Origin of the sequence: Micromonospora sp. NPDC048835, assembly GCF_040649995.1 — a bacterium.
Taxonomy (GTDB): Bacteria; Actinomycetota; Actinomycetes; order Mycobacteriales; family Micromonosporaceae; genus Micromonospora.
Genome location: NZ_JBEZGM010000041.1, coordinates 1 through 12,109, shown reverse-complemented (window position 1 = coordinate 12,109; position 12,109 = coordinate 1). Strand labels below are relative to the sequence as shown.

General features: G+C 71.9%; 10 protein-coding genes and 1 rRNA gene. 5 read left to right on the top strand and 6 right to left on the bottom strand.

Annotated features, from left to right (window positions below):
* Positions 1-124 precede the first annotated feature (124 nt).
* Entirely contained in the window at positions 125-1,144 is a 1,020-nt protein-coding gene (locus tag AB0C15_RS29965) for an ArsR family transcriptional regulator (RefSeq protein WP_357357606.1), read from the top strand.
* A gap of 375 nt (positions 1,145-1,519) precedes the next feature.
* Here AB0C15_RS29965 and AB0C15_RS29960 read toward each other — a convergent pair whose 3' ends face one another.
* On the bottom strand, positions 1,520-3,070 hold the full coding sequence (locus AB0C15_RS29960; protein ID WP_357357604.1) for an alkaline phosphatase D family protein: 1,551 nt from the start codon (positions 3,068-3,070) through the stop codon (positions 1,520-1,522).
* A 213-nt stretch (positions 3,071-3,283) separates the two neighbouring features.
* On the opposite strand from AB0C15_RS29960, the gene AB0C15_RS29955 reads away from it, so the two are divergent.
* Positions 3,284-3,724, top strand: coding sequence for a carboxymuconolactone decarboxylase family protein (locus tag AB0C15_RS29955; RefSeq protein ID WP_357357601.1), 441 nt, complete (start codon positions 3,284-3,286; stop codon positions 3,722-3,724).
* Positions 3,721-4,599: an RNA polymerase sigma factor SigJ gene (sigJ, locus tag AB0C15_RS29950; RefSeq protein ID WP_357357599.1), complete on the top strand. Its 879-nt coding sequence runs from the start codon at positions 3,721-3,723 to the stop codon at positions 4,597-4,599. Before AB0C15_RS29955 ends, sigJ begins: the two co-directional genes overlap by 4 nt.
* 29 nt (positions 4,600-4,628) lie before the next feature.
* Here the strand turns inward: sigJ and ndk are convergent, their stop codons facing one another.
* Entirely contained in the window at positions 4,629-5,054 is a 426-nt protein-coding gene (gene ndk / locus AB0C15_RS29945) for a nucleoside-diphosphate kinase (RefSeq protein WP_357357597.1), read from the bottom strand.
* A 142-nt stretch (positions 5,055-5,196) separates the two neighbouring features.
* Between ndk and AB0C15_RS29940 the strand changes: the two genes are divergently transcribed.
* The gene (locus AB0C15_RS29940) at positions 5,197-6,744 is read left to right on the top strand and encodes a VOC family protein (protein ID WP_357357595.1); all 1,548 of its coding nucleotides are present in this window, start codon (positions 5,197-5,199) and stop codon (positions 6,742-6,744) included.
* Positions 6,745-6,769: 25 nt separating this feature from the next.
* On the opposite strand, the gene AB0C15_RS29935 is transcribed toward AB0C15_RS29940, so the two are convergent.
* From AB0C15_RS29935 to AB0C15_RS29925, 3 genes are read right to left on the bottom strand one after another with little or no spacing between them, the layout of a single operon-like run.
* Positions 6,770-7,204: a DUF4233 domain-containing protein gene (locus AB0C15_RS29935; protein WP_357357593.1), complete on the bottom strand. Its 435-nt coding sequence runs from the start codon at positions 7,202-7,204 to the stop codon at positions 6,770-6,772.
* Positions 7,201-8,535 (bottom strand): folylpolyglutamate synthase/dihydrofolate synthase family protein, encoded by a 1,335-nt coding sequence (locus tag AB0C15_RS29930; RefSeq protein ID WP_357357591.1) that lies wholly within the window; start codon positions 8,533-8,535, stop codon positions 7,201-7,203. Before AB0C15_RS29930 ends, AB0C15_RS29935 begins: the two co-directional genes overlap by 4 nt.
* Entirely contained in the window at positions 8,532-11,150 is a 2,619-nt protein-coding gene (locus tag AB0C15_RS29925) for a valine--tRNA ligase (RefSeq protein WP_357357589.1), read from the bottom strand. The genes AB0C15_RS29930 and AB0C15_RS29925 overlap by 4 nt, the downstream gene beginning before the upstream one ends.
* 69 nt (positions 11,151-11,219) lie before the next feature.
* On the opposite strand from AB0C15_RS29925, the gene AB0C15_RS29920 reads away from it, so the two are divergent.
* Positions 11,220-11,906, top strand: coding sequence for a hypothetical protein (locus AB0C15_RS29920; protein WP_357357586.1), 687 nt, complete (start codon positions 11,220-11,222; stop codon positions 11,904-11,906).
* Between the two features lie 118 nt (positions 11,907-12,024).
* Here the strand turns inward: AB0C15_RS29920 and rrf are convergent.
* A 5S ribosomal RNA gene (rrf, locus tag AB0C15_RS29915) occupies positions 12,025-12,109 on the bottom strand; the annotation flags it as partial.

Genomic DNA, 12,109 nt, shown 5'->3' with positions numbered 1-12,109 from the left:
GGCTGTTCTTCCGGAGGCTCACCGGTGATGGCCGGGTCATCGCCTTACGGTGCTCAACGATACTCGACCCGCCCACCGCCCCGCCGCCGAGTAAACGGGTGCGTCGGCACCCTAGGCTGACCGGGTGATCCGGATCGAGTTGGACGAGCCGACGCTGTCCCGCACCCGGATCGCCACCAGCCCGCTCTGGGAGGTGCTGACCAGCCTGTTACTGCTGCACCGCCACCCGGTGGAGGCGCCCTGGCCGTACACCGCCTGGGCGCGGCACGCACGGCGGGTGCTCGACGACGTGCCGGCGACCGCGCCGGCCCGGCTGCTGACCATCGGCCTGCCCGCACCGGACTTCCTCAGCCCGATTCCCACGTTGGCCGCGCCGACCCTGGCCGATCAACTAGCCGAGCTGCGCGCGACACCGGCTGAGGTGATCGCCGAGCAGATCCCCCACTACTACCACCCGGACGACCTGCCGCAGTGGCTCCGCCCGTTCGTCACGGACCGGCGGGCCGCCCTGGACCGGCTCGCCGACGGCATCGAGGCGTACTGGGACGCCGCAATCGCGCCGTGGTGGCCGGCGATGCAGGCGGCGCTGGACGAGGAGGTGCTGCACCGGGCCCGGGCGCTCGCCGCCCACGGCCCGGACGCGCTGCTGGCCGAACTGCACGAACGGGTGCGCTGGAACAAGCCGGTGCTGACGCTTGTGAAGCCGTCGGAGCAGCAGTTCACGGCGGTGAACCAGCGACTGCTGCTGCTCCCCCTGCTCTTCTCGGAGGGAGCACTCGTCTGCGCCACCGACCATCCGGAGATCATCGCCGTCTCCTACCAGGCGCGCGGGGCGGTGGTGCTCGCCGAGAGCGGGCCGGTCTCGGCGGCCCGGACGGCACCGGCCGCGGATCGGCTGGCGGTGCTCGTCGGTCGGGGGCGCGCCCAGGTGCTGCGGGCGCTGGCGAGGCCAGCCACCACCGCCGGCCTCGCGGCCACGTTGGGGCTCGCACCGAGCACCGTGTCGGAGCAGCTCGCCGCGCTGCTGGCCGCCGGCGTGGTACACCGCCGGCGGGTGGGCCGGCGGGTGTTGTACGGCCTGGAGCCGGCCGGTCTGGCACTGGTGCAGCTCGTCGGCGACGTGCCGGCGAGCGCCTCGGCCTGAGCATTCGGCTCGATCCGAATCCGTTTCCCATCCGTCCCCGTCACTCCTAGCCTACGGATCACGAACGAACACACGATCGAGGCGGACGGGTGAGCTGCACGTGTCGCAGCCGCACAAGATGGGTCACCACCTGAGCGCCGGAAGGTCCAGGCAGTCCGCGGCGTCGACCTGACGGTCGGCAACGGGGAGCCGTTCGGCCTGCCCGGACCAACCGGCGCGCACAGTCCCATCCCGCCCGGCCCCGCCCGCCCGGCCCCCGCCCCGCCCCACCCCCGTTGATCATGGAGTTGTTGCCTCGCTCGACGGCGTGTCGTGGCAACAACTCCATGATCGACCGGGCGGGGCCGAGGTGGGGGTGGGGATGGGGTGAGGTGGTTACGGGGCTGGGAGGGTGGTGTTCCAGAGGGAGACGCCGTCGCGGTCGCGCAGGTGGACCGTCAGGGCCTCGGACTCGCCGTCGATGGTGACCTCGCCGAAGTGCTGGAAGCCCCCGGCCGGACCCGTGTTGGCCACCGGCGGCGCGTGCACGAAGGCCGCCTGCGGGCCGAACGTGCCGTCCAGCGCGTTGGGGCCGAACGCGCCGGCGTGCGCCGGACCGGAGACGAACTCCCAGAACGGGGTGAAGTCACCGACCGCCGCGCGGGACGGGTCGTAGTGGTGTGCGGCGGAGTAGTGCACGTCGGCGGTGAGGAAGACCATGCCTGTCACTCCGGCCCGGTGGGTGGCCCGCAGCACCTCGGCGAACTCCAGCTCCCGGCCCGCCGGCGCACCCGGGTCGCCCTGCGCGACACCCTCCTGCGCACCCGGCCCGTCCGGCACCACCACCCCGATCGGCAGGTCGTTGGCGATCACCTTCCAGGTCGCCGTGGAGCGCTTCAGCTCCCGGATCAGCCACTCCCGCTGCTGCCGGCCGAGCAGGCCACGCTTCGGGTCGGCGTACGTGTTGCCGTCGTTCGGGTCCTTGTGGGTCCGCATGTCGAGCACGAAGACGTCGAGCGACGGCCCGTACGACAGCCGCCGGTACATCGGCCCGTCGACGGGCACCGGCAGCCACTCGTTGAACGCCTGGCGGGCCCGGGCGGCGAGCACGTCCACCCGCCGCTCGGTGTAGCGCGGGTCGTCCAGGATCTCGCCCGGGTACCAGTTGTTCAGCACCTCGTGGTCGTCCCACTGGTTGATCTGGGGCACCGCCGCGGCGAACTCCCGCAGGTGCTCGTCGATCAGGTTGTACGCGAACTGTCCGCGGTACTCGGTGAGCGTCTCGGCGACCTTGCTCTTCTCCGGGGTGACCAGGTTGCGCCAGACCCGCCCGTCGGGCAGCGTCACCGTCTCGACGAGCGGTCCGTCGGCGTACACCGTGTCGCCGCTGCACAGGAAGAAGTCCGGCCGGGTCTGCCGCATCGCCCGGAAGATCGACATGCCGCCGAAGTTCGGGTCGATGCCCCAACCCTGCCCGACGACATCGCCGGTCCAGACGAACCTCACGTCGCGTCTGCGGTGCCGCCCCGGCGCGGTGGTGAGCGTCCCGGTCAGCGGCTCGCTGACCACCCCGTGCCGATCCAGGCTCTCCACCCGCACCCGGTAGTGCAGCCGCTCGGCGTCCGGCAGGCCCCGCAGCCGCACCTTCCCGGTGAAGTCGCCGTCCGGGGTGAGCACCGGGCCGCGCAGCTTGCGCGCCCCCCGGAAGTCCGGCCGACGGCTCACCTCGACGAGCATCCGGCCCGGCCGGTCGGCCCGCGTCCAGACCAGCGCCGAGTCCGCGGTCACGTCGCCGCTCTGCACGCCGTGGGTGAGCACCGGGCGCTGCGCCGGGCGCCAGGCCGGGGCGGCGTTCGCGCCGGCAGCGCCCACCAGGGCGCCGCTGGCGGCTCCGGCGCCGACCACCAGGCCGGTCCGCAGCAGGGTACGTCGATCAAGCTCGGTCATGCTTCCTCCCGATCATGGGTTGACCCCGTGGGTCTATCGGGCGCAGGTGACGGTGAGCGGCGAACCGGGTGACGCGAACGCGAACGTCGGTCGTCGATCGCTCGCCGCGCCTGCCCGACCGCCGCGACGACATGAGCGAGGTCACAGCCCCGGTTGTCACGACCGACCCAGGCTGAACCGTCGTGTCGGTGTCGAACCGATCAGGAGGTAGTCGTGCAACGGATGAACCCGACCGAGGTCGTGCCGCAGGCGTACAAGGCCGTCATGGGGTTGGAGAAGTACGTCCAGACGAACGTCGACCACACGGTGCTGGAGCTGGTGAAGCTTCGGGCGTCGATGATCAACGGGTGCGCGTACTGCGTGGACATGCACAGCCGGGACGCGCTCGCCGGTGGCGAGTCGAGCCGGCGGCTGTTCGCGGTCGCCACCTGGCGGGAGGCGCCCTTCTTCGACGAGCGGGAGCGGGCGGCGCTGGCCCTCACCGACGCCGTCACCCGGCTCGGCGAGCACGGGGTGCCCGACGAGGTGTGGAACGACGCCGCGAAGGTCTGGTCGGAGAAGGAACTGGCCGACCTCGTCATCGCGATTGCCACAATCAACGTGTGGAATCGCATCGGGGTGACGTTGCGGCTGGAGCCTCCGGCCCAGGCGTGACCACCAGGGCGGCAGCGGAGGCGGCCGGTGCGCTCGAGGCGCACCGGCCGATGCTGCTCGGGCTCGCGTACCGCCTGCTCGGCAGCCGGCACGACGCGGAGGACGTGCTCCAGGAGGCGTACCTGCGCTGGCTGGATGTGGACCGCGCCCGGGTCGCCGAGCCGCGGCGCTACCTGTCCCGGGTGGTCACCCGGCTGGCCCTGGACCGGCTGCGGGCCCGACAGGCGGCTCGTGAGACGTACGTCGGGACGTGGCTGCCCGAGCCGGTGCCGACCGCGCCCTCACCGTTCGGGCCGTTGGACCGGGTGGAGCTGCGCGACTCGCTCTCCACCGCGCTGCTGCACGTCCTGGAGCGGCTCACGCCGCCGGAACGGGCGGTGTACGTGCTGCACACGGCCTTCGACCTGCCGTACGCGGAGATCGCCGAGATCCTGGAGCGGTCCGTCGCCGACTGTCGACAGCTCTACCACCGGGCGACCGCACGGGTAGGACAGGAGCAGCGCCGGTTCACCGCGAGCCGCTCGGAGCGGGAACGGCTGCTGAACGCGTTCCTCTCCGCCGCGCGCGACGGCGACCTGGCGACGCTGACCGATCTGGTGGCCGCCGACGCCACCGCGTGGAACGACGGCGGCGGTCGGGTGCGGGCAGCCCTCAACCCGGTGACCGGCGCGGACCGGATCGCCAGGTTCTACGCCGGGGTCTACGGCCCGCGTCACCGGGTGTCCATGGACCCGGTCGAACTCAACGGCGAACCGGCGGTGCTGGTCACCCGCGCGGACGGCAGTCGCTACACGCTGACCATCGCCGCGGCCGACGGCCGGATCACCGGCATCTACGTGGTCGGCAACCCGGCGAAGGTGCCGACGATCGACTGAAAGTCGCGTAGACCCCGCGCCGGTGGGCGTCAGCCCAGCTCGGGGAACCAGACCGCGATCTCGCGCTTGGCGCTGTCCGTCGAGTCGGAGGCGTGCACCAGGTTCTCCCGGTTGGACAGCGACAGGTCGCCGCGGATGGTGCCGGCGGCGGCCTTGCGCCCGTCGGTGGCACCGATCAACCCGCGGACCACGTCGATGACCTGGTCGCCGGAGAGCACCAGAGCGACGAGCGGACCGCTGGTCATGAAGTCCTTCAGCGGCGGGTAGAAGGCCTTGTCGACGTGCTCGGCGTAGTGCTCGTCGGCGAGCGCGGCGTCCATCGTCCGGTGCGCCATCGCGTCGATCCGCAGCCCCTTGCGCTCGAAGCGGGAGAGGACCTCACCGACCAGGCCGCGGCGGACCGCGTCGGGCTTGATCAGAACGAGGCTGCGCTCATCCGGGCTGCTGCTGGACACGCTGGGTTCCTCCTGTACGCGCTTGACGCTCGGGATCGGTACGGTCAGCCTAGCGACCCGGTCCCGGCGCCGGCGCGGCGGCCGGTCTTTCCTCCGGTGGCCGATCCGGCCTAGCCTGGCCCTGACCCCCGGGAGGTCCACTGTGGCGAATGGCGGGAACCGACCCATCGCGCCGGTACGCAAGCTGATCGGCACGGTGCTGGGCACCGTGGCCACGTTCGTCGTGCTGTTCGGGCTGGGCATGACCAGTTGGGCCATCGTGGCTCTCGGGGTCGCCCTGCTGGTGCTGGCGATCGCACTGGCGACCGTACGCGGCGGTGGCCGCACCTGGGTCGTCGGTGTCGGGCACGTGCACAGCGCCTCCGAACCACCCACCCAGTACGCGTTCGGCCGCTGCGAACTGCAACTGGTGATCGACGCGCCCGGTCTGCCGCCCCGGTCGAAGAAGATCATCGAGCCGAGGGTGCCGGTCTCCAAGTGGCCGTCGTTGGGTCAGACCCTGCCGATCCGGGTCGCGTTGGACGACCAGCGCCACGTCAAGGTCCTCTGGGACGAGGTGCCTACCCACGCCGAGACCGCCGCCGCCGTCGCCGACCTCCCGCCGGAGTTCGCCGACGCGGAGGCGATGGACGAGTTGCTGATCCAGCAGGACGCGCCACCGTGGGCCGACCGTGGGCCGGACGACGACTTCCGCGACCCGGTCGGTGACCCGTTCCGCGACCCGGTCGGTGACCCGTTCCGGGACCCGCTCGGTGACCCTCTGCGCACCGACCCCCGGCGCGACGACCTGCGGCGCGACGACCTGCGGCGCGACGACCCGGGCGTCGTGCCCGAGGAACGCGAGCCCGTGGTGATGCACCAGAGCCCCGGTGGCCCGGTGGTGTTGGAGGGCGTCGTCATCGAACAGCAGTCCGGCGGGCTGCCCCGGCGGGCCACGCCGGCGCCGCGCCCGCCCGCCGAGGAGCGTTTCGACGAGCCCGCCACCGATCGGGCCGACGCTCCGGAGGCCGACGCCACGACCACCCGGTCCGCCGAGGAGTCCGTCGACAGGCCCGGCGCCCAGCGCACCGACCCCCTCGGCGCGCAGCGCTCCGACCCGCTCAGCGCACCGCGCTCCGACCCGCTCAGCGCACCGCGCTCCGACCCGCCACCCGCGCAGCGGTCCGGGCCCGGCGCGGCCGACCCGCTGGACCCCCTCGACCTTCCGCTCGACGACCCCTCCCCCGCCGGTGCCGCCCGCGCGACGGTGACCGACGAGGAGCTGGACCAGGCGATCTTCGGCTTCGAGGCCGACTCGGCCGCGGACCCGGCCGCGCCGATCAGCGGGGTGGGCCTCACCCTGCTGGTGACCGACCTGCCCCGGTCGCTCGACTTCTACCGTGACGTGCTCGGCTTCAGCGAGGTCGACCAGGGCGCCCACAACGCCGTCCTGGCCTCCGGGTCGACCCGGATCGTGCTGCGCGAGGTGACCGGGGCGGCACCCATCAGCCGCCGACTGGTGCACGTCAACCTCGAGGTGAACGACATCGAGGCGGCGTACGAGCGGTTGCGCGAGTCGGGCGTCCGCTTCACGTACGCGCCCCGGGTGGTCAACCGGGGCACCAAGCTGGAGGTGTGGGCGGCGGCCTTCCGCGACCCGGACGGTCACGGCGTCGCGCTGACCCAGTGGCGTGAACGCGCCGACGCCTGAGCGGGCCCGCCGACCGGGCCCGGCGTCAGCCGAGAATGACGCGGCGAACGTGCAACGCGTACGCCCAGACCAGGGCGAAGATGATGCCCAGCCCGAGCAGCGACCAGTGCAGCAGGCCGCCCAGCAACAGCAGGCCCTGGAGCACGGTGCCGGCGTTCCAGGCCCAGGGGCGACGCATCATGCCGGCGAGCACCACGGCGGCCACCGCCAGTGCCACCACCGCACCGATCGCGGCGCCGCCGAGGTCACCGCCGACCACCCGGATCGGCTGGATCGCCAGCAGGAGCACCAGTGCCTCCAGGCTGAGCGTGCCAGCGCCGAGACCGCGTACCGCCCGCTCCGGGTCGCGCAACCCGGAGCGCCGCGGCTGCCCGGCGGTGGGCTCCTCCCCCACCGGCTGCTCGACCAGCGGGCCGGTCTGGTCCTCGGTGGGGTGCGGGTCCCGCTCCGGGCTGGTCATCGCTTCAGCAGCCGGCGCGCGTCGGCGACCGTCACCACGGAACCTGTGACCAGCACCCCGACGCCGCTCAACTCACCCGGGACGTCCTCCTCGGCCAACGCCACCGCCACCTCGATGGCGTCCGGCATCTCCGGGGCCTCGTGCACCCGATCCTCGCCGAAGATCTCGGCGGCCAGCGCGCCCAGTTCCTCTGCCGGCATCGCCCGTGGCGAGCTGTTCCGGGTGACCACGATCTGGTCGACCACCGGCTCCAGCAGATCGAGCAGCGCCTCCGCATCCTTGTCGGCGAGGACGCCCAGCACGGCCACCAGCTTGCTGAACGCGAACTCCTCCTGGAGCGCGGTGACGGTGGCCTTCATGCCGTGCGGGTTGTGCGCACCGTCCAGCAGGACGGTCGGGGCGTTACGGACCCGCTCCAGCCGACCCGGGGAACTCGTCGAGGCTAAGCCCTCCCGGACCGCCTCGATGTCGAGCTGACGTCGAGCCCCCGCACCCAGGAACGCCTCGACGGCGGCGAGCGCCACCGCCGCGTTCTGCGCCTGGTGGGCGCCGTGCAGGGGAATGAACACGTCGTCGTACACGCCGCCCAGGCCCTGGAGGCTGAGCACCTGACCGCCGACCGCGACCGCCCGACCCCGTACACCGAACTCGCCGCCCTCCCGGGCGATGGTGGCCCCGACCTCGGCGCAGCGGTCGAGGATGGGACCCGCCGCTTCCTCGTCCTGCGCCGCCGCGATGACCGTGGCGCCCGGGTGGATGATGCCGGCCTTGGCCAGCGCGATGTCCTGGAGCGTGTCACCGAGCCACTCGGTGTGGTCCAGCCCGATCGGGGTGATCACACAGACCCCGGCCTGGAGGACGTTCGTGGCGTCCTCGGCACCACCGAGGCCGACCTCGACCACCGCGATGTCGACAGGCGCGTCCGCGAAGGTGGCGAACGCCAGCGCGGTGGTCATGTCGAAGTACGTCAGCGGCTCGTCGGACCGCGCGTCGACCAGGTCGGCAAGCGGCTTGATCTCCCGGTACACCGCGGCGAACCGCTCCTCGCTGACCGGCTCCCCGTCCAGGCTGATCCGTTCCCGCACGGTCTCCAGGTGCGGGCTGGTGTACCGGCCGGTGTGCAGCCCGAACGCCCGCAGCAACGAGTCGATCATCCGCGCGGTGGAGGTCTTGCCGTTGGTGCCGGTCAGGTGGATCGCCGGGTACGCCCGCTGTGGGCTGCCGAGCAGGTCGAGCAGGGACTCGATCCGGTCCAGCTCGAAGACCATGCGGGTGAAACCGCGGGCGTTCAGCTCGGCTTCGGCGGCGGCGAAATCGGTACGGTCGGTCACGAGGGCAGTGTCTCCAGAGCAGCGTCGATCCGGACCAGGTCGGCCTCGGCGGTGGCGAGCCGGTCGCGGATCTTCGCGACCACCGGCTCGGGGGCCTTGCCGATGAAGGCCGGGTTGTCGAGCTTCGCCCGGGCCTGCGCGACCTCCTTCTCGGCGGATGCGCGATCCTTCGTCAGCCGGGCCCGCTCGGCGGCCACGTCGATCGACCCCCGGGTGTCCAACGCGACAGCGACCGCGCCGGGCATGGCCAGCGTGGCGCTGGCCTGGAAGTCGTCGCCGGCCGGGTCCAGCCGGACCAATGAACGGATCAGCGGCTCGTGGGCCGCGATACCCGCACCGGACAGCCCGTCCAGGCGGGCTGCCACCCGCTGCGTCGGGCGCAGCCCCTGGTCGGAGCGGAACCGGCGGATCTCGGTGACCACCCGCTGCACACCCACCAGCTCGGCCTCGGCGGCGTCGTCGACAAGCGACCGGTCGGCCACCGGCCAGGCGGCGGCCTGCACCGTCTCGCCGCCGGTGAGCGCGAGCCACAGCTCCTCGGTGACGAACGGGATGACCGGGTGCAGCAGCCGCAGCAGCTGGTCGAGCACGTGCCCGAGCACCCGACGGCTGACCTCCGCGGCCGCGCCACCCTCGGCGAGCACCGGCTTGCTCAGCTCGACGTACCAGTCGCAGACGTCGTCCCAGGCGAAGTGGTAGAGCAGGTCGCACACCTTGGCGAACTCGTACGCCTCGAACTGCTCGTCGACCTCGGCGGTGACGTGCGCCAACCGGGACAGGATCCACCTGTCGACGGTGGAGAGCTGCTCGGCGGGGGGCAGGTCGCCAGTGGTGTGCGCGCCGTTCATCAGGGCGAACCGGGTGGCGTTCCAGAGCTTGTTGCAGAAGTTGCGCGAGCCCTGGCACCACTCCTCGCTGACCGGGACGTCCTGGCCGGGGTTCGCGCCGCGCGCCAGGGTGAACCGGGTGGCGTCGGCACCGTACCTGTCGATCCAGTCCAGCGGGTCGACCACGTTGCCGAACGACTTCGACATCTTCTTGCCGAACTGGTCGCGCACCATCCCGTGCAGCGCCACCACGTCGAAGGGCGGCCGGCCGTCCATGGCGTAGAGGCCGAACATCATCATCCGGGCAACCCAGAAGAACAGGATGTCGTACCCGGTGACGAGCACGCTCGTCGGGTAGAACTTCGCCAGGTCCGGGGTCTGCTCGGGCCAGCCCAGGGTGGAGAACGGCCACAGACCGCTGGAGAACCAGGTGTCCAGGACGTCCTCGTCCTGGTGCCAGCCCTCACCGGTCGGCGGCGCCTCGTCGGGGCCGACGCAGACGATCTCACCCGCCGGGCCGTACCAGACCGGGATGCGGTGCCCCCACCAAAGCTGGCGGGAGATGCACCAGTCGTGCATGTTGTCGACCCAGGCGAAGTAGCGCTTGGACAGCTCGGCCGGCTCGATGCGGACCCGACCGTCGCGCACGGCGTCACCCGCGGCCTGGGCCAGCGGGGCGGTGTTGACGAACCACTGCAGCGACAGCCGCGGCTCGACGGTGGTCTTGCATCGCGAGCAGTGCCCGACCGCGTGCACGTACGGGCGCTTCTCGGCGACGATCCGGCCCTGCTCCCGCAGCGCGGCCACGATCGCGGGCCGCGCCTCGAACCGGTCCAACCCCTCGAACGGGCCCGGCACGGTGATCACACCACGCTCGTCCATCACGGTCAGCGCGGGCAGGTCGTGCCGCTGGCCGATCTCGAAGTCGTTCGGGTCGTGAGCCGGCGTCACCTTGACCATGCCGGTGCCGAAGGACGGGTCGACGTGCGCGTCGGCGACGATCGGGATCCGGCGACCGGTCAGCGGCAGCTCGACCTCGGTGCCGATGAGGTGCTGGTAGCGCTCGTCGTCCGGGTGCACCGCCACGGCGGTGTCGCCGAGCATCGTCTCGGCCCGGGTGGTGGCCACCACGACCTCGTCGCTGTAGCGGATCGAGATCAGCTCGCCGTCGTCATCGGTGTGCTCGACCTCGATGTCGGAGAGCGCCGTGAGGCAGCGCGGACACCAGTTGATGATCCGGTTGGCCCGGTAGATCAGGCCGTCGTCGAACAGCTTCTTGAAGATCGTCTGGACGGCGCGGGTCAGCCCCTCGTCCATGGTGAAGCGCTCGCGGTCCCAGTCGACGGAGTCGCCGAGGCGGCGCATCTGGCCGAGGATGGCGCCACCGGACTCGGCCTTCCACTGCCAGACCCGCTCGACGAACTTCTCCCGGCCGAGGTCGTGCCGGGAGAGGCCCTCGGCGGCGAGCTGACGCTCGACCAGGTTCTGGGTGGCGATGCCGGCGTGGTCCATGCCCGGCAGCCACAGCGCCTCGAAGCCCTGCATCCGCTTACGCCGGGTCAACGCGTCCATCAGCGTGTGCTCGAACGCGTGGCCCATGTGCAGCGAGCCCGTGACGTTCGGCGGCGGGATGACGATGGTGAAGGGCGGCTTGTCGCTGTCGGCGGAGGCCCGGAAGTGCCCGCCGGCTACCCACTGCTCGTACCGTCGCTGCTCTACCTCACCGGGCTGGTACTGGCCGGCAAGGGTCGGGGCGTCGGGGCGTCGGGCATCCAGTCTCTCGGTCACCGGACAAGTCTACGGAGGGCTTTCCCGGACCTGACGTGCGCCACCTGCCGTTCGCGTACGGTGTCGGCTATGTCCGACGCACATCTCACCGAGCGGTCGCGCGACGGCGGCCGTGAGCCGGTGGAGCTGACCGAAGAGCCGATCCAGCTGAGCACCCGGGACTCGGGCGGCGACCCCGACGAGCGGTCCGGCGGCTGGTCCCGCCGCCGCAAGATCGGCTGGACGGCCGCGCTCGTGGTCGGCCTCGCCGGCGCCGCGGTGCTCGGAGTCGGCGGGTGGCGAGTGGCACAGCAGAAGGACACCCAACTGACCACACCCGATGGGGTGGCAGGTCTGACCCGCGACGACAGTGAGCGGGCGAAGAGCACCGCCGACTATCTGCGCAGCGGTCTCGCGGCCAACATCGAGCTGGACCGCAGTTTCGGCACCGTCTACCGGGACCCGGCCGACGACAAGCGCTCGGTCCTCATCTTCGGGGGCACCACCCTGCTCTGGCAGCCGGAACGGGACCTGGACAGCCTCTTCCGCCTCATGTCGGACGAGACAGGTGCGGTGAACGGTCTGCGCGAGCTGCCCGCGGGCAGCCTCGGTGGGGTGCTGAAGTGCGGCACCACCAGCGGCGAGGGCGGCGACTTCGCGGTGTGCGGCTGGGCCGACCACGGCAGCGTGGTCATGGCCATGTTCCCTGGTCGGTCGGTCAGCGACGCCGGCGGCCTGCTGCGCGATCTCCGCGACGAGATGCAGACGCGGGGCTGACCGCCCCCGCCGGGGGACGGGTCCACCCATTCCCCGGTAGGGGCTGAACCCCGTTTCCCCGGCAGGGGTTGAACGCAGATAAGGCCACCCCGTGAGGGGTGGCCTTATCTGGAAGATTGTCCGGCGGCGTCCTACTCTCCCACACCCTCACGAGTGCAGTACCATCGGCGCTGGAGGGCTTAGCTTCCGGGTTCGGAATGTAA